The 22,084-nt window shown below is 60.9% G+C and carries 24 protein-coding genes and 1 tRNA gene; 10 read left to right on the top strand and 15 right to left on the bottom strand.

Annotation, left to right across the window (positions count from 1 at the left end; translation table 11 throughout):
* Positions 1–127: 127 nt before the first annotated feature.
* The 5 genes from N5A92_RS20065 to N5A92_RS20050 form a co-directional block, all read right to left on the bottom strand.
* Positions 128–397: a DUF982 domain-containing protein gene (locus N5A92_RS20065; RefSeq protein ID WP_260905775.1), complete on the bottom strand. Its 270-nt coding sequence runs from the start codon at positions 395–397 to the stop codon at positions 128–130.
* A gap of 312 nt (positions 398–709) precedes the next feature.
* On the bottom strand, positions 710–1,207 hold the full coding sequence (locus N5A92_RS27520) for an SH3 domain-containing protein (RefSeq protein WP_425248616.1): 498 nt from the start codon (positions 1,205–1,207) through the stop codon (positions 710–712).
* 135 nt (positions 1,208–1,342) lie between these two features.
* A complete protein-coding gene (locus N5A92_RS20060; protein ID WP_260905774.1) occupies positions 1,343–1,702 on the bottom strand; it encodes a hypothetical protein in 360 nt (119 codons plus the stop codon).
* A 317-nt stretch (positions 1,703–2,019) separates the two neighbouring features.
* Positions 2,020–2,271 carry a GlsB/YeaQ/YmgE family stress response membrane protein gene (locus N5A92_RS20055; RefSeq protein ID WP_260905773.1) on the bottom strand — a complete coding sequence of 84 codons (252 nt, stop codon included), beginning with the start codon at positions 2,269–2,271 and terminating at the stop codon, positions 2,020–2,022.
* A 531-nt stretch (positions 2,272–2,802) separates the two neighbouring features.
* On the bottom strand, positions 2,803–3,456 hold the full coding sequence (locus N5A92_RS20050) for a BA14K family protein (protein ID WP_260905772.1): 654 nt from the start codon (positions 3,454–3,456) through the stop codon (positions 2,803–2,805).
* A 62-nt stretch (positions 3,457–3,518) separates the two neighbouring features.
* On the opposite strand from N5A92_RS20050, the gene N5A92_RS27515 reads away from it, so the two are divergent.
* Both N5A92_RS27515 and N5A92_RS20045 read left to right on the top strand, forming a co-directional pair.
* Entirely contained in the window at positions 3,519–3,683 is a 165-nt protein-coding gene (locus N5A92_RS27515; protein WP_425248615.1) for a DUF6471 domain-containing protein, read from the top strand.
* Between the two features lie 17 nt (positions 3,684–3,700).
* Positions 3,701–4,015 (top strand): sunset domain-containing protein, encoded by a 315-nt coding sequence (locus tag N5A92_RS20045; RefSeq protein WP_260905770.1) that lies wholly within the window; start codon positions 3,701–3,703, stop codon positions 4,013–4,015.
* A 29-nt stretch (positions 4,016–4,044) separates the two neighbouring features.
* On the opposite strand, the gene N5A92_RS20040 is transcribed toward N5A92_RS20045, so the two are convergent.
* Positions 4,045–4,230: a hypothetical protein gene (locus N5A92_RS20040; protein WP_260905767.1), complete on the bottom strand. Its 186-nt coding sequence runs from the start codon at positions 4,228–4,230 to the stop codon at positions 4,045–4,047.
* A gap of 501 nt (positions 4,231–4,731) precedes the next feature.
* Here N5A92_RS20040 and N5A92_RS20035 point away from each other — a divergent pair.
* Together N5A92_RS20035 and N5A92_RS20030 are read left to right on the top strand one after the other, a co-directional pair.
* Positions 4,732–5,280 (top strand): SH3 domain-containing protein, encoded by a 549-nt coding sequence (locus N5A92_RS20035; RefSeq protein ID WP_260905765.1) that lies wholly within the window; start codon positions 4,732–4,734, stop codon positions 5,278–5,280.
* Between the two features lie 269 nt (positions 5,281–5,549).
* On the top strand, positions 5,550–5,852 hold the full coding sequence (locus N5A92_RS20030) for a hypothetical protein (RefSeq protein ID WP_260905763.1): 303 nt from the start codon (positions 5,550–5,552) through the stop codon (positions 5,850–5,852).
* 216 nt (positions 5,853–6,068) lie between these two features.
* On the opposite strand, the gene N5A92_RS20025 is transcribed toward N5A92_RS20030, so the two are convergent.
* Entirely contained in the window at positions 6,069–6,431 is a 363-nt protein-coding gene (locus tag N5A92_RS20025; protein ID WP_260905761.1) for a response regulator, read from the bottom strand.
* Positions 6,424–8,604 (bottom strand): PAS domain-containing sensor histidine kinase, encoded by a 2,181-nt coding sequence (locus N5A92_RS20020; RefSeq protein WP_260905759.1) that lies wholly within the window; start codon positions 8,602–8,604, stop codon positions 6,424–6,426. The genes N5A92_RS20025 and N5A92_RS20020 overlap by 8 nt, the downstream gene beginning before the upstream one ends.
* Positions 8,605–9,085: 481 nt before the next feature.
* On the opposite strand from N5A92_RS20020, the gene N5A92_RS20015 reads away from it, so the two are divergent.
* Positions 9,086–9,292: a hypothetical protein gene (locus N5A92_RS20015; protein WP_260905757.1), complete on the top strand. Its 207-nt coding sequence runs from the start codon at positions 9,086–9,088 to the stop codon at positions 9,290–9,292.
* A gap of 200 nt (positions 9,293–9,492) precedes the next feature.
* Positions 9,493–9,879 (top strand): hypothetical protein, encoded by a 387-nt coding sequence (locus N5A92_RS20010; protein WP_260905756.1) that lies wholly within the window; start codon positions 9,493–9,495, stop codon positions 9,877–9,879.
* A gap of 49 nt (positions 9,880–9,928) precedes the next feature.
* On the opposite strand, the gene N5A92_RS20005 is transcribed toward N5A92_RS20010, so the two are convergent.
* Positions 9,929–10,459, bottom strand: a complete 531-nt coding sequence (locus N5A92_RS20005; RefSeq protein ID WP_260905754.1) for a putative glycolipid-binding domain-containing protein — start codon at positions 10,457–10,459, stop codon at positions 9,929–9,931.
* Positions 10,460–11,004: 545 nt separating this feature from the next.
* On the opposite strand from N5A92_RS20005, the gene N5A92_RS20000 reads away from it, so the two are divergent.
* The gene (locus N5A92_RS20000) at positions 11,005–12,390 is read left to right on the top strand and encodes a DUF6600 domain-containing protein (RefSeq protein WP_260905753.1); all 1,386 of its coding nucleotides are present in this window, start codon (positions 11,005–11,007) and stop codon (positions 12,388–12,390) included.
* 839 nt (positions 12,391–13,229) lie between these two features.
* Here N5A92_RS20000 and N5A92_RS19995 read toward each other — a convergent pair.
* From N5A92_RS19995 to N5A92_RS19985, 3 genes are all read right to left on the bottom strand, one after another.
* A tRNA-Glu gene (locus N5A92_RS19995) sits at positions 13,230–13,305 on the bottom strand.
* Between the two features lie 65 nt (positions 13,306–13,370).
* Positions 13,371–13,784: a VOC family protein gene (locus N5A92_RS19990; RefSeq protein ID WP_260905752.1), complete on the bottom strand. Its 414-nt coding sequence runs from the start codon at positions 13,782–13,784 to the stop codon at positions 13,371–13,373.
* On the bottom strand, positions 13,781–14,167 hold the full coding sequence (locus N5A92_RS19985) for a fimbrial protein (protein WP_260905751.1): 387 nt from the start codon (positions 14,165–14,167) through the stop codon (positions 13,781–13,783). The genes N5A92_RS19990 and N5A92_RS19985 overlap by 4 nt, the downstream gene beginning before the upstream one ends.
* 29 nt (positions 14,168–14,196) lie before the next feature.
* Between N5A92_RS19985 and N5A92_RS19980 the strand changes: the two genes are divergently transcribed.
* Positions 14,197–15,222, top strand: coding sequence for an RluA family pseudouridine synthase (locus N5A92_RS19980; RefSeq protein ID WP_260905750.1), 1,026 nt, complete (start codon positions 14,197–14,199; stop codon positions 15,220–15,222).
* A 176-nt stretch (positions 15,223–15,398) separates the two neighbouring features.
* Entirely contained in the window at positions 15,399–16,319 is a 921-nt protein-coding gene (gene rpoH, locus N5A92_RS19975; protein ID WP_260905749.1) for an RNA polymerase sigma factor RpoH, read from the top strand.
* Positions 16,320–16,361: 42 nt separating this feature from the next.
* Here rpoH and N5A92_RS19970 read toward each other — a convergent pair whose 3' ends face one another.
* Together N5A92_RS19970 and N5A92_RS19965 are read right to left on the bottom strand one after the other, a co-directional pair.
* Entirely contained in the window at positions 16,362–17,849 is a 1,488-nt protein-coding gene (locus tag N5A92_RS19970) for a hypothetical protein (RefSeq protein ID WP_260905748.1), read from the bottom strand.
* Positions 17,850–17,998: 149 nt separating this feature from the next.
* Positions 17,999–19,297 (bottom strand): adenylosuccinate synthase, encoded by a 1,299-nt coding sequence (locus N5A92_RS19965; protein ID WP_260905747.1) that lies wholly within the window; start codon positions 19,295–19,297, stop codon positions 17,999–18,001.
* A gap of 207 nt (positions 19,298–19,504) precedes the next feature.
* On the opposite strand from N5A92_RS19965, the gene N5A92_RS19960 reads away from it, so the two are divergent.
* Positions 19,505–20,431 (top strand): DMT family transporter, encoded by a 927-nt coding sequence (locus tag N5A92_RS19960; RefSeq protein WP_260905746.1) that lies wholly within the window; start codon positions 19,505–19,507, stop codon positions 20,429–20,431.
* Between the two features lie 37 nt (positions 20,432–20,468).
* Here the strand turns inward: N5A92_RS19960 and serA are convergent, their stop codons facing one another.
* Positions 20,469–22,067: a phosphoglycerate dehydrogenase gene (serA, locus tag N5A92_RS19955; RefSeq protein WP_260905743.1), complete on the bottom strand. Its 1,599-nt coding sequence runs from the start codon at positions 22,065–22,067 to the stop codon at positions 20,469–20,471.
* Positions 22,068–22,084 lie beyond the last annotated feature (17 nt).

Here is a 22,084-nt window from a genome sequence, read left to right as displayed (position 1 = left end):
AGGCTACGCGATCGGATGCGATGAGAGCGGGCGGCCAGTTATCCGGCGCACCAGCAAAGGCTAGCCGGGCGTCTTCCGCGGATCGTCACCTGCGAGCGAAGCCACGGGCGAAAGAGAGGAGCGCAGCCTAGTGCATTTCCTCGTATTTCTCGTTAAGAATCCGCGCCTCTTTTGCTGCCTTCACGAACGCGTCTCGCGCAGATGTTGGCGGCTCGGTTCCCGCGAATACCTTCATGCAAGTCATACGTGCCTGAATTCGCATGCCGGTCTCGCCAATCGGCCAATCGTAGAGCAACATTTCTGCAGCTTCTCGGGCGCTGCAAACGTCGCGTTCTCCGGCCTCTGTTGCCACATGAACGGGCTCTTCAAACGACCCAATATCGATGTCGTCGCGCATCGCAATTTCTCCTTCTTTGAGAGGTCAAGAGCGGCAAGTGAGAAGCGTTGCGTAACGTTTATCCCATTGAATTCACAGAGCGTGAGGGGGGAAGTTACGACCACTTACACTCCGGGCGGCTCCGTGAGGGCGGCCCCGGCGCTCATGTGGCGCTATCGGCGCGGCAAATGCTTGGCCCTAAATGGGAAGAGGCGGTTAGAGCCGGATCGCTCGGGGTATGTCTGGAATAGATCGTGCCGCGGCTAGCGTGTGGGGGCTAGGAGCGCGTCGGGGCAAGCGATCTGGAAGTTGCCTAGAGCGATCCGAATCTCGCTACTGTCCAGATAGATACCTCCGGCTCACCCAGCCTTGCCAACCGTCCACTCGGATTCTCTGCCAACCGCTCACTGAGCAGGGGAGGAAGGCTATGTTGCAGCGGTTGCGCGGGAGACGGGTGAGCACACGCGACTGCGGGGATGGCCAGGCGCGAAGGTTGAGAGAGTCACCACTTGCAACGCCGGTCACGCAGTACATCGCCGGGGAGACCATTGCGATATAGCGGCGATGCACCCATCCAAGTGAATGGCCGTCCTCGACGGGACACCAGTTCCCGCGGCATTCGTCATTCACTCGAATCCCGCACTCTCCATAACGCTTTTGAGCGACGACTGGTGTGCTCGCAGTTGGGCCAGCGCGCATGTTGAGACGATCATCCGAGCGGACGTTGACGACGCAATGCTCTTCGCTAGGCGCAACAGGATCGGCCGAGGCGATACCGGACGAGCCGGCGCCAACAATGACCAAAACGGTAAAGGCTAACCACTTGAGCATCGCTGCCTCCTTCGTCGAGGAGTCTAATTATTCACTCGCGCCTGAATGGCAGATGTACGGCCTACTGCACGCTCACCCGCGCGTCCCTCATCAATCGCAGCGAATTTGAGGCGGTGTAGTCTGAATCCTCGGTGGCTATCTCGCGATAAGACCGGGGATTCGTAGCCCGGTTGGTCCATACATCGCATCAAGACGGTCACAGACCACCTGGCTGCCAAATACTTGGAGGCTAAGCTGCGCTTCCTGTGCTGCTTCCGCGACCGCGGCTCTGTATGGTTGAGCCTCCAAATCCACCAAGCCCAGGCCGACATGCCGCATCGTAGCGTTCAGAACTTCCTGGTTCACTCGCATCTCGCACTGTTCATCTGCAATGACTGCATTGGCCATGTGTGCGATGGCATCGCGCTGATCTGAAAACAGCGCCTGTGACAGGGCAGTTGTCGGATGCGCGGTGAAGGTCGTAATGGCGGCGACTGTAAGAAGCTCGCGAAACATTCCGTCCTCCATAGAGTAAGAGGGAAGGCGCGATCACCTTTAACTTCAATCGCTTTATGTCGGAATTCTGCCAGTGCTTATTTGTTCCAACCGCATCTCTGGCATGATGGACTCAACTGACCCCATCCAACTGGGGGCGGCCTGACAGAACGCTGCAAATCGCTCTCTTTCCCCGCTATAGACGATTTGGCTGTTCAGTAGCGGACCTGATTGCAGGGAATGCTCGCCGGGCCTTAGGAGGGCGTTTCGTCACCCTCCGCAGCGCGCAGCATGCGCAAATTCCTCAGAAGCATTCGGTTTACCGCCACGGGCACCTTTCAGCGCTTGATGGCTCGCCAGACGGCGATGAGTATGCAGGCGCCAACCAAACCGGCAATGAGATACCCAATCCAGCCTGCGAACGTGACGCCGAAGAAGCCAAAAAGAAAGCTTGCTATCGCAGCGCCGATGATCCCCAGAATGATATTCGTGAAGATGCCAGTATCGCTCTTCATGATCATGGAGGCGATCCACCCGGCCAATCCACCGATGATAATCGCGGCGATCCAGCCTACGCCTGCATCTTCCATGTAGATCTCCTCTCATCAAACGAATTCAAAGTAACCACAGATGGCGCTCACCGACAAGCAGCGCCGAGACCGTGAAATAGGAGGACGCAACTAGGGCGCCCAACGTACGGACCGCGCTTTGTCGTCTCGCTTCAGGGCCGTAGGCTGTGATGGAGTTCTCGTCCGCCGCCGAACGACTTGGCGGCGTTGTCATGGAACGTCGTATGAAGTCACAACTGGCACGGATCCGTACCGCGCTCTGATACGTGCTCGCTCAAGAGCTTGCCGCCTTGCGGTTATAGGCAAGCCCGACACAAGCCGCTGGAAGGTGCGGGAAACCTGAAACTGGCCACAGTCAGAGCAGCTGATGTCCAAATACTCACCAGTGGCGGTATTCTTCTGCTTTGCCAGCCCATCGCAGATTGGGCAGCCGGTCTGCGGATTCGCCATTTCCTCTCCATCTAGGTCACAAGAAGAGTATCAACCATCGCCCTTATCAACAAGCGGCCCATAAGGAGTGAAACAGCTCAACACCCTCTTGGAGGTGTGCACTCAGCGGCATTGTCTTCTTGGACCGCCGCCGTAGGGTTGATACGAGTTGTCTTCTGACCTGTAGGAACGGTATCGGCTGAGGCAATCCTGTACATGTTCGGGTGAGAGAATGATCCCATCGTTCGTGGCGTAGCGCTGTTGGCCGGAATTGCTCGAAACAGATGTCCCAGCAGTCGGGTATGGTGAAATGCAGGGCCGAGTTCCCCCGCCATAGGGCGTGTAGCTATTCGTTTCGGGCCGATATGAGCGATAACTGTCAGAGCACCATTCAATGTGAGCCGCGGAGAGCGTTTCCCGCTTTTCCGACGATTGCTTGTTGCCGGGATCATCCGGCGCGCCGATGCTGCTGGTACTGATCTTGTCGATCTCTTCAACAGGCGCGCTGGACGACGTGCGTGCGTCCGTCAGTGTCTCCTGCGTCTCGCTTTCGGGATCGGGGACATCTTGGTCGCCGCCAGGTGACACGGGCCGAGCCATCCGTACCGCAGCGTTGGCTGTCCCCGGCTTTTGGCTACGGCTATCAGCTACGCTCTGGCTGGTATTCAGCTTCCGTCCTGGTTCCGCCATGATCATATAGGTGGCTACGGCCGCTCCGCTAATGAAGACTGCCGAGGAGACCAAGAAGCCGGCGACGATAGCCAACAATGGTTTCATGCCCGATCCTCCTTTCACGGAGCAAATGCGGACCGGCAAAATGAGTTCCAGGATAAAGCATCGTGTGGTCCGGCCGACCTGATGCAAAGCTAGCCGAGAAACTCGCGGCTATGGATAATCACGAACTGGCACCTAATCTGAACAACAAGACCAGCCGAGGGGCTTTCCACGTACCATGGTGGCATGTCACACCCATTGCCGCAGGGTCTCCTCGCAAGATAGTATAGCGCCTTGGGGGGCAGCTATGCGGAATGACATTCCGCCTCGGGCCAGAAAGGGTGCGCCGCAATGGAGCTGGCACTTACCGGCGCTGGCATTTTTCAGTGCAGGCGCCGCAACGTTTGTGGTGAGTGCCGGCTTTTTCGATCGCTCCGTCGTCAATACTCTGAAGCCTGGATGTGACATCAAAGGTAATATCAACAGGACCGGAGAGCGCATCTATCACGTTCCCGGCCAGGAATATTACTCAGCGACGTGGATCAACGTTGCTGGCGGCGAGCGTTGGTTCTGTTCGGAGGCTGAAGCCCGGGCTGCTGGCTGGCGCAGGGCAAGAATCTAGCGCGCTCCCATGACATCGCCGGGGCTGACTTATCCGCCCTCCCATGGATCGGGGAAGATTTCTCCCATGAAGAGTAGTTTGACGAGTTCATCGGCCTCGTAGCTCGCGAGGCTATCGAGTGGAAAGCCGTCGAGCGTAACGATCTGCCCAGTCTCTACGTCGTATATCTCCCACAGGTCCGGAGCTTCCGGGCGCTTGGTGAACTTCTTGTTCATTCACACCCGCCAGTTTCCATTCGTGGCAGAGAGGTCCGCTTCGTTATGCTCCTCCGCTTGTAGACGCGCAACTTGAATCAGCGCCAGCGCGCGCGTCGGCGCCTCGGCTGGGAACGAAGGTGCTTCGACAGCACTGGGAAACCATCCAATGCTTGAACCACGTGCGCCTTGTCGAAGAAAACTCAACCACGGGACAAAGGATCTCGTGCGTCAGACGTAATCCCTCCCCTTACTGCCGACGCTAGTGTAGGCGATTCCGACGGCACCCCTCGACTTGCTGTCTCAGGAGCGAAGCCGCTTAACTCATCCTTGGAGGTGTGCGGACGCGCGCCACAAACGAAAACGCCCGCGGCGAGGGGGCACCAAAGTAAGCTCACACCATGAGCCTTGAACACAAAGTGCGAAAACCTGAGACGAAGAGTTTCATCTGAAGGCCATCAGGCTGCCTCATTGCCATCCTCGAACCACGACCTAGTTGATAGCGGCATCGGGAGACAGGAAATGAAGGCATCTTGGCTGTTCGCTGCATTTGCATTCTTAGGCGCGGCGGGTGGTCCGCAAGCGGCGAGCGCGGCCGATGCCTTTACCATCACCGATGTCAATATGCGTGCCGGGCCAAGCACCCGTTTTCCGCGCATCACCACACTTCCTGCCGGTGTGGCTACCACCGTCTATGGCTGTACCCGGTCATGGGACTGGTGCGATACGGGTTGGCGGGGCCTGCGCGGCTGGGTCAGCGCGCATTACCTGGAATCTCTCTATGATGATCGAAGGGTCATTGTGCCCGACTACGGACGGACCATCGGCCTTCCGATCATCACCTTCGAGTTCGGAACATATTGGGATCGCTGGTACCGAGACCGTCCCTGGTACCGCGAGCGTGATCGGTGGCGCCGTGAATGGAGAAGCGGATGGGCCGCGGAAATTGAACCCGAACGCACCTATCGAGCCATAGAGATGGAGCCGCACCGGAGAGACGTGCCTCCCGGCATTCGCAAGAAGGGACCAGACTTCTGTCCGCCCGGCCAGCAAAAGAAGGGTCGGTGCTAAAGCGAAGGCCGCCACCGCGAGGCCGGAGCGCCGAACATATCGGGCGCGGACACACCAGAAATCCGCATCGCAGGCTGGTCGAGGTTCTCTCGCAGACGGCGCTTTTGGGAACTGGCGCAATCATCGCACTTCTGAGCCGCAGCGCTGGCTAGGACGATGCTCGCCTAAGCCGGCTCATCACGCAGATCGGTCGACGGGGTCGGGCGCAGTTTCCGTAGAACAATCCAGCGCCTATCGAGTTTCGTCTCTGGAAGCAGAAGGAGGAAGCCGTGCGTATGACATTGCTAGGTATTGCATGCATCATCGCGATACCCGTTGCTGCAACCGCTCAGGAGTCGATCCCGGCATGCCAGGACCAGCAGCAACTTGAGCAGGTCCTGGGCAGTAATGGAGACATTATGCCCGAGGGCTGCCGGAATGTGAATATTAGCGTTTTGGAGAGCAACGGTGAGCGCCTCTGCCTAGTCGACCTGTCGGGATCGGACGAAGGCATCGTCGAGCAACTGCGCGAAGCGGCCGTTGAGCAACGTTGGTGGATACGCTGCGAGGATATCGAGGCAGCAGTGCGCTAGACTGCCTTCCACTGCTGGTGATGCGCACGTCCGCGCTACCTTGATCAGCGGTGGCGGGCGGAGGCACAGTGGACCCCATTCCACGCCCCAGTCGCTGGCCGCCACCGTCGTAATGCCGAAGACCCGCAGTGGCGCGCCGGAAAGCGGCAGGACACTTGCTTGGCTCGTCGTTACCGGGTTGACCGGAACTACTGACGCCCAAAAACTTGTTGGACGTCAACGCTTCAGGGCCAGTGAGATTTTCTGCTGCAGTTGTCTCATGGAAAACGGTTTGCCGAGCACCGGGTAGGCAGAAAATTCGTGGGGCAGGCCGCTCGCGCCGTACCCGGTGCTGAACACGAACGGTATTTGGCGTTCGCGAAGAATCTCGGCGACGGGAAAGACGGCGTGACCACCTAAGTTGACGTCTAACACCGCAAGATCGAGATTTTCCGTGGCTGCGATTTCCCGCGCGTCGCCGAGTCGCGCCACGGAAGCCGCGATTTCGCAGCCGAGATCCTGCAGCATGTCCTCTATCATTAGGGCGATGGGGCCCTCGTCCTCTGCGACGAGAACTCTAAGTCCGACCAGTTCACTCATGGCGTCCCGCCAGTGGGATCGAGATGTGGCAGGATATCCCGTCGGGGCTAAAGGCGAGGTCGAACTTGCCCTCGAGATCCCGCTCAATGCAACGTTCCATCAGGCGGGTGCCAAACCCACGCCGTGTCGGCGGCGTTACCGGCGGCCCTCCGCACTCGCGCCACTTGAGACTCAACATTGAATGCCGTTTCCCAGCAAGGCGCCAATTGATTGAAATCGTGCCCGTTTCGGACGACAACGCCCCGTACTTGACAGCATTGGTGGCTAGCTCGTTAAGAGCCATTGTGAAGCTTAGCGCTGCGCGTGGGTTGAGGTCGACGGAGGGCCCATCGATTGTGATCCGCACTGCCGCCTCACCGGCGACGGGTGCCAGTACCGCGCGGGCAAGCGAATCCAGGGGTGTGTCCTCCCATTGCCACTCGGTCAGCAAACTATGCGCGCGCGAAAGGGCAAGCAGCCTCGCTTCGAACTGGCGGTTAAAATCCTCCAGGCTCTCAGCATGACGCGCCGTTTGCCCCGCGAGCGATTGTGCGGTCGCAAGCGTGTTCTTAACTCGATGGTTGAGTTCGTCGATGAGGACCTTCTGTCTGCTCTCGGCACGCTTGCGCTCAGTGATGTCGACAAGCATGTTGATGGCGCCGATGAGCTTCCCCTTGCCATCGTGTAGCGGGGTTGGATAGGGAATGAACGGAATGCGGGTGCCGTCGGGCCGCTCGGCGATAGCCTCAACTCCTCGCACAGGCCGACCCTCTTTTAGCGCCACCGCCATCGGACATTCGTCGTGTGGGAGGGGACTGCCGTCAGGGTTGTAGAGGCGCCACGTAACGCACCATAGATCGCCGACCTGAGGCGTTCGTCCGGCCATCTCCGCCGCCGCCTTATTATAGAAGGTGATGCGACCTTTCGCATCCGTCGTGTAAACTGCGGCAGGCAACGCCTCAAGGAGGTTGCGCATGTATCGCTCGCTCTCGAGGATCCGATCCTCCAGTCGCTTTGCGGCGGTAACGTCCTGTATCACCCGCACGCCATAGCGAAATTCGCCGGATGCTTCACGCACGGAGGAGCTGTGGATGTCGAGGTAAACCGTCGTGCCGTCGGGCTTTTGTGCTCGCTTGCGCAGCACATAGCTGTCGAGTTCGCCGCGGATCTGACGGGCGTAGCAGGCCGCATCTTCCGCGCGGTCTGCTTCGTGCGTATAGTCAAAGAAGGTCATGTTCAGCAGTTCGTCGCGCGAGCGTCCGAGCATTCTGCAGATGGCGTCGTTCACACGTAGCAAGCGCCCTTCCGCATCGGCTTCGGCGATACCGATCGTGGCGGCCTCGTAGGTCGCCGCCAGACGATCCTCGCTGTCGCGACGTGCGCGCTCGGCTTCGTAGAGGCCAGTCACATCGGTTGTGAAGCAGCGCGTATTGACGAATTTGCCCTCTTCGAAGCGGCTGTTGGATGTGATCAGCACATGCTTGATGGAGCCGTCTTTGGCACGAAGGCGCGCGGGATAGCGGTCCAGCCTTTCGCCGCAGGACAGTTTCTTGAGGATGTCATCGATCGCCGGCGGATCCGCGTGAAATTCCGCTATGTGGCGGCCGACATATTCTTCGGCCGTATAGCCAAGGAGGGCGAGCTCGGCCTTGTTCGCGCGCTGGATTATCCCTTCGCGGTTCACGAGGTGAAGGCCGACTGCGCTGTTTTCGAAAAAGTCCTCAAGATCAGCGCTCTTGCGGCGGACCTCCTCCTCCATCGCCTTCTGCGCGGAAACATCCTGAAAGCAGTTGATCGCGCCCTGAATCCTGCCGTGGCCGTCTCTCAGTACACGAATGTTAACTAAGGCAACGAAGCGCGACCCGTCTTGCCTTTCTACCACGACTTCGGCATTGCGTGTCGCCTCCCCGGTCAACACTGCCGTCGCCATCGGGCAGTCTTCGTGTGCTAGGGGCGTCCCGTCTGGGAGGAAAAGGCGATGCGAGCCGCAGAAGCGCTCACGTTTTTCGCCAGTCGAGGGAGAACGCCCCCAAAGTTCAGCTGCCTCCGAATTGTAACGAACGAGCCATCCTTCCCGGTCGCAGAGATAGACAGCACCGGGAATGGCATCAAGCGCGCTGGGCGCTGCCGCGATGAGCGTGTCGTACTCGCTCAATCTGCTCGTGGTAACCGAGAGTTGCTCTACGTTCGACATCCTCGATCCCAGGCCCCTGCTCCGTTTGTCCCTGCTCCCAAACGGCCGATCGAAAGCTTCAAGATGAAGCTCTGCGAGGCCGAGTTAATGTCCAGCGCCACCAATCGTTCCGTTTTGCCCTGTCCAATCCAAGCAAACTGCTGCTGGTGTCGAATTGTCCAGCGACGATGACCGAGTCACTGACGAGGCGCACTCAGTCACCTGTGACGTTCGCATCGATTGATAGCTAAGGCGGCGGCTCTCGGTGCTCTCTCGCCACCGCCACCACAAAAGACCCACCGGCCGGAACCTTCCAGTCCTTCGCCGGTTCGGCGTGCGTGGATCGCTTCCCGCCACACTGGCAGGCCAACCTCACGAAGTTATCCTCGTGCAAGCGCGCCGGCCTACCGCTCTTCAAAGAGACGCCAAAAGTCTCGATTTCCTCCTGCGCCAGCGCCAGCCCAAACACATCTAGTCGGTGAAACACACAGTGAGCGATAAGATGAACGATCTGGAAAAAGAACCCCATGTGCCAACCGGACTTCAAATCGGCGAGGTAACAGGCGAAAACGGCATAACACTAGGGATCCTAACATTCTACACGGATGAAGGCGAGATCAGTTTCTACATCAATGAAGAGGCAGTCGGTATTTTGCAGGGTGCGATCGAAAAGCTGCAACTACTACTGAGCAATGGCGGCACAGCTTAGCCCAACTTGAAGGTCGTTCCCCATTCTCCTTCGTGAGATCGAATTGGCGAAGAACGAAATGCCCGAACCGTTAATCGCGATGTCCTCTCGTGCCATACCTCCATTGAATGCACACGCTCACCCAAATTCGCCGAGAGGCTCTCTGCCGCGCCAGAGTAAACTGATGCGGCACGCCCACCGAGGATGAATGGGAGACTGACATGCTCAAGTATACGATCTGTGCAGCTCTGATGGTGCAGTTTGGCCTCAGCCCTGCGATTGCCGACGAGGTAAAGATGGGGGGCAAGGAACTGTCCGAGCTCCTGTCAGCCGGAAAGAACATTCGGCTGGGCGGCCCCGGGACGGGATATTCGGGTGAACTTGTGCTCACCAGTGACGGGCGCGGCAACGGACAGGCAAAGACGGATGACGGGACGAAGACTTTCGTTCTCGAAGGCACCTGGAGAATAAAAGGCGATGAATTCTGCCGGCAGTGGGCCGCCTTCGACGACGGCAACGAGGTCTGCGAGACATGGGTTCTGATCGGCACCAAACAGGCGAAAGTTGTCGTCGGCGACGACCAGATCGGCATTAACTCATGGGACTAGCGCCAAGCGGGTCAGCGTGACCGTTTTTCTCGGCTGTGCTGCCCCGACCCTACTCGACGGCTTTGAACAGGCCCTCGTAGTCAATGACGAGGTCGTCCTGGTCGACCGTCAGGTTGGCTTCGAATCCTTCGGCTACCCCGAGGTCGACATATCGCCATCGCTTGTCCCCGAGAACCTCGTATCGCTGACGCGAAGGCAGCAGTTGCAATGAAGGCAGGTCCACATACAGCGCCGTCAAAGCGCCGGGACCTTTCAACAGACGTATCGCCAGCGAATTGCAGAACGGCGTCGCCGACAGATCGACCTCCTCGCAGTCAACCAGGTCAGGCTCTTTCCGCCCGTCGACCAGCCATCCGTCGGGCGCACGCTGGATTCGCATCTCTCGTAGTGTCGGGCTGGAGAGGCGCAGATCAAGTTGGCGCGTTCGCCAGCCTTGATCCAGCAGCCAGATATAGCTCATGCCGAATGCTTCGGCGCCCGCATGCACGATCGTTGAGGTGGCACGGAACCCCTCGGCATCAGGCGCGATCTGGAAGACCTCCAAGCCGGCTTCGTCCAGCCGCCGCCATTTGCGGATCATTGGGCTCACCTCCACTAAGGATTGCGTCGGCACGACAATCGAGCACCATTCCAACCCGGATCAAAACCTATCACTCACCGCAACGATCCGAAAGGAACTACCAGAGCTTGCCCAAAGGGCAGGCGGTCAACGTCAACACGATTGTGGCAATGGAAAAGAAGGGCGCTGCCACGCTCACAAGCGGCCTATAACAAGATTACCGCTATCATGACTGCTCTGGAGAAGGAGGGCGTGGAATTTCCCGCCGGAGCGGTCGATGAAGTTGTCCAGCCGCTTCCGGATACGGGGGTCCATTCGTGAAGTGCAGATCGGAAACCTGTTCCGATTTTCGAGTCGCACTGGTCACGATCGCAGGAAGGAGGCCATCCCTCGATCGGCCTTACTAGTGGAACTGCCAGAGCGTATGTCTTTTGGGCTTTGGTCCTAAATAAGCTAGGGTATTTAGTCCAATATAACTCGCAATGGTTCCTGTTTCCTCGCCCAAGAGGAACAAAAGCGGCTTTAGGAAATTCATCGGCCACTGATCTGATAGAAGGATTACTGCCGTGAAAAAGCTTCTTGTCAGTGTCGCGGCCGCCGCCCTCCTTTTGGGGCCGTCGGCCATTCCGCAACTCCAGCTTTCTGGCACCGTGCCTGTGCACGCCCAGGAGGCGCAAGTCGGCATCGACATCTTCTTCGACAGCTTGCAGGAACACGGGAACTGGGTCAGCCACCCCCAATACCGGTATGTCTGGGTGCCGACGCAGGTCGAAGCGAGTTGGGAGCCATACACAAATGGCCACTGGGTCTACACCGAGCAGTATGGCTGGTACTTCGTTTCGGACGAGCCTTTCGCCTGGGCGGTCTATCATTACGGCCGCTGGGCTTATGACCCGGATATTGGCTGGTTCTGGGTGCCGGGAACGCACTGGGCGCCTGCCTGGGTTTCCTGGCGGCGCGGAGACGACTATCTCGGCTGGGCGCCGCTGCCGCCGGAAGGCGACGGCTTCGTGGTCGAGATTGAGGTTTCGACCGAGCCTCCCGAAGGTTACTGGGTGTTCGTGCCCGTCGAACAGTTCACCGCGCCCGATCTCACGGTGGTGATCGTCAACCGCGAAGAGGTGCCGGTGATTTATGAGCGGACCGAGGTGCTCGGCCCCGTCAGCGTCCAGAACGATATCGTGGTCAATAACGTCGTCGACATCGACTTTGTCCAGGAGCGTTCCGAGGAAGAGGTGCAGGTCGTCCAAATTCAGGAGGTGCAGGATCCTGCCGAGGCGGCTCAGGCCGACACTCCCACCGTGTTCAGAGGTGAGATCGCTGCGAGCGAGGACGCTACACCCGCGGAAGCCGCAGAGCCTACTCAGGTTGAAGCCCCTACAGCGGGCCAGGAGATTCAGGCACAGGGATCAGCAACCGGAGAAACCCCCGAGGCCGAGCAGCCGGCGGAGGAAGCATCACCCGCCGAGGAAGCGCCGCCAGCAGGTGAAGCCGCACCAACGGAGGAGCCTGCGGAGCAGGAGGAACAACCGCCGAGCGAGGAGCAACAAAGCCCCAGCGAGACGCAACCAGCCGAACAGGCTCCGGCGGAGGAAGCACCGGCTGATGAGCAGCCGGCAGAACAGGCTCCCGACCAGGAGCAGCCCATCCAGGAGCAGCAGCCAGCGCAGGAACAGCCCCCTGAGAAGGCACCTGCAGAACAACCGGCCGCGGAAGAACCTGCCCCCACCCAGGAGCAGCCGCCTCAGGGCGAACCTGCCCAGGAGCAGCCGACGCAGGAGGAGCCCGCAGAGCAGCAACAGCCGGCCGACCAAGCTCCTAACAGCGAGCAGGCCGAGCAGCCCCCGACCGAAGAGGCTCCCGAACAGCCGGCGCAGCCCGAGGAAGCTGCTCCCGAAGAGGCGCCGGCCCAAGAGTGCACGCCCGAGCAGAAGCAAGCTGGCCTCTGCTGAGAGACGATGCCCCCGTCTGATTCCGGCTGGGGCATCTCTTTTGGTGTCTATCCAATCGCGGCCACTGTACTCAGCCGCTCAATCACGGTGCCTGAGCATGGCGAATCTTGTTTAACAAGGCCGCGATCACCACGCGTTTCGGCCGATAGCTTTTAGTGCGAACCGCTATGCCTGCAGAGGCACCAATTCTAGCTTCAGAGGCCCGGACAGCTGAACTGGCGGTCTAGCTTCTCCCTTTCGTGATATAGTCTTCAACTGGCCCCGGACAGACGCCGTCGGCCGTGGCGGAGAAGGCAGCAATGCTCTCGATGGCAAGATTGGCGCATGTTGCGGCACTCTGCGGCGTCGGCACGATGGCAGGGTGTCAGAGCATCACCACTGCCATGCACCGCGAAATCATATCGTCGATCCAATTCGACGACTTCTCATGCAAGGAACTGACGACGCTCCGGAACCAGGAAGCCGCTCGGTTCAACCTACCGCGAAATGCAACGGTCGATCACAGCAGAATGCTCAAGATCCAGAAGCACCCTCCACTCGGGTCGCTTCTACCCGATTTAAGATCTCGAGCGGAACGGGAGCAAGGTATCGCCATTGGCCGGATTGAGGCGATGAACCGCTCGCTGACCAGGAGGGGCTGTGAGGGTGCGGCGGTACAGCCCTCACAATAGTCAAGGCCGCACGCCCGAAGTCGACGGGGCGGGAGATTTCCTACTTCGCAAGGCGCTCGCGTTCGATTTTGGCGATTGTCCCCTCAAGTACCTGGATGCAGCGCCATCAACGAACTCTTGAAGAGGCAGAAGTGACCGCCCACGGTCCTATATCACTCGGGAATTGTTTGGCACTCCCAAGGGGACTCGAACCCCTGTTTCCGCCGTGAGAGGGCGGCGTCCTAGACCGCTAGACGATGGGAGCGTCCGGCTGAAGGCCGCGATATAGTCGTGATCGCCGGCAAATGCAACAGGCGTGATCGCGCTGCCTCAAACATTCGTGTTCCTGGGCTCGATGAGGTCCCACAGGTTGCCGTAAAGGTCGGCGAAAACGGCCACCGTGCCGTAGTTTTCTTGCCGCGGCTCTTCGCGGAACGCCACACCGCGCGCCTGCATGGCATGATAGTCGCGCCGGAAGTCGTCCGTGTGGAGGAAGAGGAAAACCCTCCCGCCTGTCTGCCCGCCGACGACCGCCTCCTGGACCGAGCCGTCCGCCCTGGCAAGGAGCAGGCAGGCGCCGTCTGCGCCTTGCGGCCCCATCACCACCCAGCGTTTGCCCTGCCCGAGCGGCGTATCTTCGGCTACCTCGAAGCCGAGCTTCTCGCGGTACCAGGCGATCGCCTCGTCATAGTCGCGCACCACCAACGTCGTAAGCGCGATGCGGCGGCTTGCCACCGGGCTCATGGCGTTTCGTAGCCGATCTCGAGGCGGCCGACCGTCCGCCCTTCGGCCATGTCGTAGACGACGATTGCTTCACCGCCTTCGGCAAGCCTGAGATGCAGCGTCAGCCGGTTGCTCGAGATCGCATGCGAAACGATCCGCGAACCTGCCGGTAGGCGGATATCGCCCGACAGTGCCTCGCCCGAGGCCGGCGCCTGCGTGAGGGCCGCATCATCGGGCTGCGGCGTCATCGACCGGTAGACAAGAGCCAGCACCACCGCCATAACCGCCGCAAAGAGGATGGCGAGATTGATGCCCATGAAACGCACGAGCTTGCGGCGCACGCGTTCGGCCGCCGGGTCCAGCGGCTTGTCTTCGTCGTTTTGGTTCGGCGCCGGTCCGGCCATGGGTACCCAATCGCAGGATGTGTCGGAAAATGAGCGATCCTGATAGCGAAGCCGACACGGAATTGAAAGAGCTTGCCACCGACGAGGCGGCCGCGGGCAAACGGCTTGACCAGTGGCTTGCCGCCGCCCTCGCGCCGGATATCTCGCGCAGCCGCGTGCAGGCGCTCATTCGTGCCGGCGCCGTGACGCTCGAAGGGGCCGCCGTCACGGAGCCGAAGCGCAAAGTTTCCGCCGGCGAGCTTTACAGGATCATATTACCCGAAGCCGGAGCGCCGGAGCCCGAGGGCGAAGCCATCCCCCTCGATACCCTCTATGAGGACGATGCGCTGATCGTAGTCAACAAGCCGGCCGGCCTGGTCGTGCATCCCGGCCCAGGAAACTGGACGGGCACAATGGTGAACGCGCTCATCCACCATTGCGGCGACACGCTGTCGGGCATTGGCGGGGTGCGCCGGCCCGGCATCGTGCACCGGCTGGACCGTGAGACGAGCGGCGTCATGGTGGTGGCCAAGACGGACCGCGCCCACCGGGCGCTGGCGGAGGCCTTCGCCGACCACGGCCGTACGGGCGACCTTGAACGCGCCTATGTAGCGCTGGTGTGGGGAGTGCCGAAGCGCCTTTCCGGCACCATCGACGCCCCGCTCGGCCGCTCTACCCACGACCGGACCCTGCGCGCCGTGGTGCCGGAGGGCCGCCCCGACGCCCGTCTCGCCGTCACCCACTACACCGTTGTTGAGCGCTACGGCCAGCCGAACGAGGAGATCGCCGCCCTCGTGGAATGCCGCCTGGAGACCGGCCGTACGCATCAGATCCGTGTGCATATGGCGCATATCGGCCACCCGCTCATTGGCGACCCCGCCTACGGCCGCGCCTTCCGCACCAAGGCGAAGCGCCTGCCGCAACCGCTGGCGGACATGGTTGCGACATTTCCGCGCCAGGCGCTGCATGCGCGCATGTTGGCCTTCCGTCATCCTGAGACCGGCGCTATAATGCGGTTTGAAGCGCCGATTCCGGCTGACTTAGCGGAACTGTTGGCGCGTTTCGCCCGTTTGTAATCGGAAGCCGGCGTGATGTCGCTGTTCACGGTCGGTCACGGTTTGTTGACCGTTACCGGAAGCTTTTGCCTTTCGGAATTTGTTCCTATATAGAACGTGGCGCGGTGCGCGCTGGCGCGGCCGCGCTTTCCGTCCGCCTTTGATTAGGGGACGCTGAAGATGAGGAGGGTGCTGAAATGGCCCAGACACTACCGAGCATTGTTTCGGGAGAAGGCGGTCTTACCCGCTATCTCGAAGAAATCCGCCGCTTTCCTATGCTGCAGCCGGAAGAGGAGTACATGCTTGCGAAGCGTTATCGCGAGCATGAGGATACTGATGCTGCACATAGGCTGGTCACCAGTCACTTGAGGCTGGTGGCGAAGATTGCAATGGGTTACCGCGGCTATGGCTTGCCGATCGGCGAAGTGATCTCCGAGGGCAATGTCGGCCTGATGCAGGCCGTGAAGAAGTTCGAGCCGGAGCGTGGCTTCCGGCTGGCCACCTATGCCATGTGGTGGATCAAGGCGTCGATCCAGGAGTACATCCTGCGCTCGTGGAGCCTGGTCAAGATGGGCACCACGGCCAATCAGAAGCGCCTGTTTTTCAACCTTCGCAAGGTGAAGGGCAAGATCCAGGCGCTCGACGAGGGCGACCTCAACCCCGAGCAGGTGTCCGAGATTGCCACCAGGCTGAACGTGAGCGAGGAGGAAGTGGTTTCCATGAACCGCCGCCTCTCCGGCGATGCCTCGCTCAACGCGCCCATCCGTGCCACCGAGGGCGAGTCCGGCGAATGGCAGGACTGGCTGGTGGACGAGCACGACAGCCAGGAAGAAATGCTGGTCGAGCAGGACGAACTTGAATCCCGCCGTCGCATGCTGGGCGACGCGATGGGCATCCTGAACGACCGCGAGCGCCGCATCTTCGAGGCGCGGCGGCTGTCCGATGAGCCGCTAACGCTCGAAGAGCTTTCCGGCGAGTTCGACATCAGCCGTGAGCGTGTCCGCCAGATCGAGGTGCGCGCATTCGAGAAGGTCCAGGAAGCGGTGCAGGCTTCGGCAAGGAAGCAGGCGCAGCCTCCGCGCACCGCTCAGGGCGAAGGACAGAGCGCCGCCGTCTAATTTCCTTCTTCCGGCAAGGCAAGGCAGAGGAGACAGCAGGTCTTACCCGCTGGATCCCCTCTGCCAGGCCTCCAATACCTCAGTGAAGATCCGGTCGCCGGGCACGCCCTTTTCCAATGTGATGAGGGCGCGGCGGCCGGACGTATAAACGATCGGAATGTCGATCCAGTTCTGTCGCCGCATGAGCAGTGTGTTGGTTTCTACATCCGCTCTGCTGTCGCTCAGCGCCACCAGGAAGAACCCGGGTGCAATCCTTGCCGGAATGCCGAGGAGCGGACTGCCCGTATCCTGTTCCGACCGCTTCATGGCCACCCGCAGCACATTATCGATGCTGCCGCCCTGAAAGTCGTCGGGCGTCAGGAAGATGAGCTCCATGATGTGGCTTGCCGGCAAGGACTGATCGACATTGCGCCGGATGGTCATCTTGAGCTGCAATCCCTTATCGGGGACGGTAGCCTCGGCACGGATGGCCGGCTCGGGCGGCAGGTTGTTGCCGGGCGACTCTTCGACAATCGACCATACCACCGCACCACTGTCGGCGGAGCCTTGCGACGCGTTCGTGCGCTCCTCGTAGAAGATTGCCCTCTGGCCTACAGGTAGGGAGGCTTCACCTTCCGTCTCACCGGCGCCGCTATCCTCGCCCGGTGCGGCGCTGCTTTGCGTGGCCTCGGCAACGGAGGTGCCCTCGCCCACACCCGGCTGACCACCGGCGGGGCCTGGATCGACTTCCCGGCCCTCCGGCGTCAGGCGCTGGGTAAACTTGGCTGGTGGCTCCTCGCCCGCCGGTTCCGGACTCTCTGCCTCATCGCTCGCCTGCGCGGTTTCCTCCGGCGCGTCCCCCACCTCCTCGGGCGGTGCGGTGTCGGTATCCCGCGCCATCATTTGGTCGAAGCTTTGAAATCCGGCCAGTTGCGCCACGTCGTCGCGATAAAGCCACGCGCCGGCTGCCGCGGCGCCAAGCAGAACCACGATGAGGAGCAGCGCGCCCCATCCGCCCGCCCTGCGACGTCGGCGGCCAGGTTCGTCTCCGGGAAGGCTTACATCTTCATCCGGGCCGGATTCCGACCCGTCCACGGGCACATCCGCTGCACCGCCCCCCGGCCACTCAGAAGTTTGGTGATGCGCCTCGTCGGTCTCGCCGTCCGCATCCGTGGCATGGGCGTGATCCGCCGCGGCGGCTTCCTCCCGATCGTGCGCTGCCATCTCCACAGTCGGTTCGGCTTCCGCCTCGTCGGCATCAGGGTAAGGGCGCAGTCCGAACGGAGTGCTCAGCTCCGCCATGACACTGTCGAGATCGTCTTCCGGCGGAGTGGCCGCAGGCTCTGCGTACTCAGCCTCGACCGTGCTGATGGCGTCTTCCAGCAGTTTCTTCTGGCGCTCGACAAGCTGCGGCGAAGGTGGTGGCGAGACCGCAGCCAGCTTGGCGTCGATGGTGGCGCGTGCCTTTTCGTAGACCTTCGCCCGCGTTGCGGGGGTATTTTCTTTCAGCGCACCGATCGTCTTGCGCAAAACCGCAGCAAAATCCGCCATGCCTAAACTGTTCGCTCCTGCCCTCTCACTGCCCGAGTTTCACCCGCAACATGCATGAAATTGTGGTGACTCTACAGCATGGCCTCAAACAATGGAATCGCCTTCTAAAAAGATCAATTCGTAGATTCAAAGCCTTAGCTACCTGCTCGCTAATCCTGGAAGGGATCTGTCACCAGAATCGCGTCCTCGCGTTCCGGACTGGTCGACAGCAGCGCCACGGGAGCGCCGATCAGCTCCTCGATGTGGCGGACATATTTCACTGCCTGGGCCGGCAAATCGTTCCAGCTGCGGGCGCCACGCGTCGTCTCCTTCCAGCCTTCGAGCGTCTCGTATATCGGCTGCAGCCGCGCCTGCGCGCCCTGGCCGGCAGGCAGATAGTCGATCGTCTGCCCGTCGAGCTTGTATCCCGTGCAGACCTTGACCTCGTCAAGCCCATCGAGCACGTCGAGCTTGGTAAGCGCGATGCCGCTCATGCCGTTCGCCACCACCGCCTGGCGCACGAGCACGGCATCGAACCAGCCGCAGCGCCGCTTACGCCCCGTCACCGTTCCGAACTCGTTGCCCTGCGTGCCCAGGAAATCGCCGACCTCGTTGTCCTGCTCTGTGGGGAAAGGCCCTTCGCCAACGCGGGTCGTATAGGCCTTGGTGATGCCCAGGACGTAATCGACAGCGCTCGGTCCCAACCCCGAACCCGTGGCCGCCTGGCCTGCCACCGTGTTGGACGAAGTGACGAAGGGATAGGTACCGTGGTCGATGTCGAGCAGCGTGCCCTGCGCACCCTCGAAGAGGATGCGGCTTCCCGCGCGGCGCGCGTCGTCGAGGATTTTCCACACCCGGTCGACATAGGGCAGGATACGGTCTGCCACCGAGGAAAGCTCCTCCATGATGGCCGCGTGCGAAACTTCCGGGTGGCCCAGCCCCCGGCGAAGCGCGTTATGGTGCGTCAGAAGTCGGTCGACCTTGGCCGGCAGCGTCTCCATGTTGGCAAGGTCCATGACGCGGATTGCGCGGCGACCCACCTTGTCCTCGTAGGCCGGCCCGATGCCGCGCCGCGTCGTGCCGATCTTGGTGCCCGAGTTGGAGGCCGCGTCCTCGCGGAAGGCGTCGAGTTCGCGATGCAGCGACAGGATCAGCGCAGTATTTTCAGCGACCTTCAGGCTCTCCGGCGATACCGACACACCCTGCTGCGCTAGGCGCTCGATCTCGGCCACGAAAGCGTGCGGATCGAAAACGACACCGTTGCCTATGACCGACAGCTTACCCTCGCGCACGACACCGGAGGGAAGAAGCGAGAGCTTGTAGCTCACCCCGTCGATCACCAGCGTATGGCCGGCATTGTGCCCGCCCTGGAAGCGCACCACCACGTCGGCGCGCTCCGACAGCCAGTCGACAATCTTGCCCTTTCCCTCGTCGCCCCACTGCGAGCCGACGACCACAACATTCGCCATCAGTGCATCCTTCTTGCCGGCCTTGCGCGGAACGCCCGGCTGCTCGTGAAAAACCACAGGCTCTATACCGTCATGCGCCTGGCGATGCGACTCCCTTTCAACGATACCGCCTGCGCTCCGCCGGTTTTCTTCGCGCCGTTCGATTTACGAAGCGCATTGAACCGGCTATTGCCTCCTACCGCCTCGAAGACTGCCCGGAAGCCACCGATGCACAACAAGGCCTACACCATCCTCCTGCTCACCACGCTCTTCTGGGGCGGGAATGCAGTTGCGGGGAAGCTGGCGGTCGGCCATGTCTCGCCTTTCGCCCTGACCTTCCTGCGCTGGATCGTGGCGCTTGCCATTCTCCTCCCGTTCGCATGGAAACCGCTCAATCGCGATTGGCCGCAGGTAAGGCGCAACCTGCCGCTTATGGCCATGCTTGGAGCGATCGGCTTCACCTGCTTCAACGCCGCCTTCTACAGCGCCCTCACGTTCACGTCGGCAGTCAACGTGTCGATCGAGCAAGCGGCCATTCCGATGGTCATAATCGTGCTGAATTTCTGTCTGTTCCAGGTAAGGGCGACAAGGCTTCAGCTTGTAGGCTTCGCGCTTTCCCTTATTGGCATTTCGCTGACAGCGAGCCACGGCGATCTATCGCGGCTTGCGGAACTCGACATCAATGTCGGCGATCTTCTGATGCTGCTCGCCGTCCTGTTCTACGGGATCTACACCGTGTCCCTACGCTTCAAGCCGGACATCCACTGGCTGAGCACGATCACCGTGCTTGCGACATCGGCCCTTTTAAGCTCGATCCCCTTCCTCGCCTGGGAATACGCAACCGGCAGCCTTATCTTGCCGGACCTGCGCGGCTGGATGATCGTGCTTTACACCGCTGCAATGCCGTCGGTCCTCGCCCAAGTCTTCTATATCCGCGGCAACGAACTCATCGGCGGCAACCGTGCCGGCCTGTTCGTCAACCTCGTGCCAATCTTTGGCACGCTGCTTTCGATCCTCATCCTGGGGGAGGACTTCTACCCGTACCACGCGTTCGCGATGGCGCTCGTCTTCTGCGGCATTGGGCTAGCCGAATACAGCGGCCGCAAGGCGATGGGCGCGCCGCCGCGCGTGCGGGCACCAGTCGACGGGTCGTGATCTCGAAGGCGCAGGTTTAACCTGCGCCTCCGTCAGACTACGCACTCACGTCGAAATGCAACGGCTTGGCCGAGATGATGGAATCCGTCGCCTTCAACTCCTGAAGCACGTTCTCAGGGAAAGGCGCGTCGAGATACAGGAGCGCAATGGCATCGCCCCCCGGCCGGTTGCGGCCGAGCTGGAAGTTGGCGATGTTCACGCCGTGCTTGGCACAGATGGTGCCGAGCAGTCCGATGATGCCGGGCGTATCGTAGTTGGTGGTGTAAAGCATGTGCTCGCCCACCTCGGCATCGAGGTTGATGCCCTTGATCTGGATGAAGCGCGGCTTGCCGTCGGAGAAGACCGTGCCGGCGATCGACCGTGTCTTGGCAGAGGTCTTCACCGTCAGCTTGATATAGCCGTCGAAGACGCCCGATTTGTCGCGCTTGACCTCCGACAGGATGACGCCGCGCTCCTTGGCCATGATGGGGGCGGAGACCATGTTGACGTCGGAGACCTGCGGCCGGATGAGGCCCGCCAGCGCGGCACTGATGAGGGCACGCGTGTTCATGGCGGCGGTGGAGCCGTCGAACACCACCTCCACCTCGCGGATCGCCTCCTCCGTCACTTGGCCGACGAAGGCGCCCAGCACCTCGGCCAGCTTGATGAAAGGCTTCAGCCGCGGCGCCTCCTCGGCGCTGATCGAGGGCATGTTAATGGCATTGGTGACCGCGCCCTTGATGAGGTAGTCCGACATCTGCTCGGCCACCTGCAGGGCGACATTCTCCTGCGCCTCGGTGGTCGAGGCGCCGAGATGCGGCGTGCACACCACGTTCGGCAGGTTGAATAGCGGGTTTTCCGTAGCCGGCTCGTTCTCGAACACATCGATGCCGGCGCCCGCCACCTTGCCGGATTTCAAGGCTTCGACCAGATCGGCCTCGACGACCAGGCCGCCACGTGCGCAATTGATGATGCGCACGCCGTCCTTCATCTTAGCGATCGCCGCGGCATTGATGATGCCCCGTGTCTTGTCGGTGAGCGGCGTATGCAGCGTGATGAAGTCGGCACGGGCGAACAACTCGTCCAGTTCCACCTTCTCCACGCCCAGTTCCTCCGCCCGCTGCTGGGAGAGGAACGGGTCGAACGCCACCACGTGCATCTTCAGCCCGATGGCGCGCATAGCCACCACCGAGCCGATGTTGCCGCAGCCGATGACGCCTAGCGTCTTGCCGGTGATCTCGACGCCCATGAAGCGATTCTTCTCCCACTTGCCGTTGTGGGTGGAGGCGTTGGCTTCGGGGATCTGCCGTGCCACCGCAAAGATCATGGCAATCGCGTGCTCGGCCGTCGTGATGGAGTTGCCGAAGGGCGTGTTCATGACGATGATGCCGCGGCGCGAGGCGGCGGGGATGTCGACGTTGTCGACGCCGATGCCGGCCCGGCCGACGACCTTCAGATTGGTCGCGGCGTTAATCAGCTTTTCCGTCACCTTGGTAGCCGAGCGGATCGCCAGACCATCATACTGGTCGATGATGGCAAGGAGCTTTTCCTTGTCCTTGCCGAGATCCGGCTGATAGTCCACCTCGATGCCGTGATGCTTGAAGATATCGACGGCCGTGGGCGAAAGCTTGTCGGAAACGAGAACGCGAGGTGCCATTTCAGGGGCTCCGTATA

It is taken from the genome of Chelativorans salis (genome assembly GCF_025336525.1).
Classification (GTDB): Bacteria; Pseudomonadota; Alphaproteobacteria; order Rhizobiales; family Rhizobiaceae; genus Chelativorans; species Chelativorans salis.
Note: the sequence above shows the minus strand (reverse complement) of the source record. Positions and strands in the feature narration are given on the sequence as shown.

What these genes read in the sequence shown, in the direction of transcription:
- N5A92_RS20065 (WP_260905775.1), bottom strand. Translation starts at nt 397, where the DNA reads ATGCGCGACGACATCGATATTGGGTCGTTTGAAGAGCCCGTTCATGTG.
- N5A92_RS27520 (WP_425248616.1), bottom strand. Translation starts at nt 1,207, where the DNA reads ATGCTCAAGTGGTTAGCCTTTACCGTTTTGGTCATTGTTGGCGCCGGC.
- N5A92_RS20060 (WP_260905774.1), bottom strand. Translation starts at nt 1,702, where the DNA reads ATGTTTCGCGAGCTTCTTACAGTCGCCGCCATTACGACCTTCACCGCG.
- N5A92_RS20055 (WP_260905773.1), bottom strand. Translation starts at nt 2,271, where the DNA reads ATGGAAGATGCAGGCGTAGGCTGGATCGCCGCGATTATCATCGGTGGA.
- N5A92_RS20050 (WP_260905772.1), bottom strand. Translation starts at nt 3,456, where the DNA reads ATGAAACCATTGTTGGCTATCGTCGCCGGCTTCTTGGTCTCCTCGGCA.
- N5A92_RS20045 (WP_260905770.1), top strand. Translation starts at nt 3,701, where the DNA reads ATGCGGAATGACATTCCGCCTCGGGCCAGAAAGGGTGCGCCGCAATGG.
- N5A92_RS20040 (WP_260905767.1), bottom strand. Translation starts at nt 4,230, where the DNA reads ATGAACAAGAAGTTCACCAAGCGCCCGGAAGCTCCGGACCTGTGGGAG.
- N5A92_RS20035 (WP_260905765.1), top strand. Translation starts at nt 4,732, where the DNA reads ATGAAGGCATCTTGGCTGTTCGCTGCATTTGCATTCTTAGGCGCGGCG.
- N5A92_RS20025 (WP_260905761.1), bottom strand. Translation starts at nt 6,431, where the DNA reads ATGAGTGAACTGGTCGGACTTAGAGTTCTCGTCGCAGAGGACGAGGGC.
- N5A92_RS20020 (WP_260905759.1), bottom strand. Translation starts at nt 8,604, where the DNA reads ATGTCGAACGTAGAGCAACTCTCGGTTACCACGAGCAGATTGAGCGAG.
- N5A92_RS20015 (WP_260905757.1), top strand. Translation starts at nt 9,086, where the DNA reads ATGAACGATCTGGAAAAAGAACCCCATGTGCCAACCGGACTTCAAATC.
- N5A92_RS20010 (WP_260905756.1), top strand. Translation starts at nt 9,493, where the DNA reads ATGCTCAAGTATACGATCTGTGCAGCTCTGATGGTGCAGTTTGGCCTC.
- N5A92_RS20005 (WP_260905754.1), bottom strand. Translation starts at nt 10,459, where the DNA reads ATGATCCGCAAATGGCGGCGGCTGGACGAAGCCGGCTTGGAGGTCTTC.
- N5A92_RS19990 (WP_260905752.1), bottom strand. Translation starts at nt 13,784, where the DNA reads ATGAGCCCGGTGGCAAGCCGCCGCATCGCGCTTACGACGTTGGTGGTG.
- N5A92_RS19985 (WP_260905751.1), bottom strand. Translation starts at nt 14,167, where the DNA reads ATGGCCGGACCGGCGCCGAACCAAAACGACGAAGACAAGCCGCTGGAC.
- N5A92_RS19980 (WP_260905750.1), top strand. Translation starts at nt 14,197, where the DNA reads ATGAGCGATCCTGATAGCGAAGCCGACACGGAATTGAAAGAGCTTGCC.
- rpoH (WP_260905749.1), top strand. Translation starts at nt 15,399, where the DNA reads ATGGCCCAGACACTACCGAGCATTGTTTCGGGAGAAGGCGGTCTTACC.
- N5A92_RS19970 (WP_260905748.1), bottom strand. Translation starts at nt 17,849, where the DNA reads ATGGCGGATTTTGCTGCGGTTTTGCGCAAGACGATCGGTGCGCTGAAA.
- N5A92_RS19965 (WP_260905747.1), bottom strand. Translation starts at nt 19,297, where the DNA reads ATGGCGAATGTTGTGGTCGTCGGCTCGCAGTGGGGCGACGAGGGAAAG.
- N5A92_RS19960 (WP_260905746.1), top strand. Translation starts at nt 19,505, where the DNA reads ATGCACAACAAGGCCTACACCATCCTCCTGCTCACCACGCTCTTCTGG.
- serA (WP_260905743.1), bottom strand. Translation starts at nt 22,067, where the DNA reads ATGGCACCTCGCGTTCTCGTTTCCGACAAGCTTTCGCCCACGGCCGTC.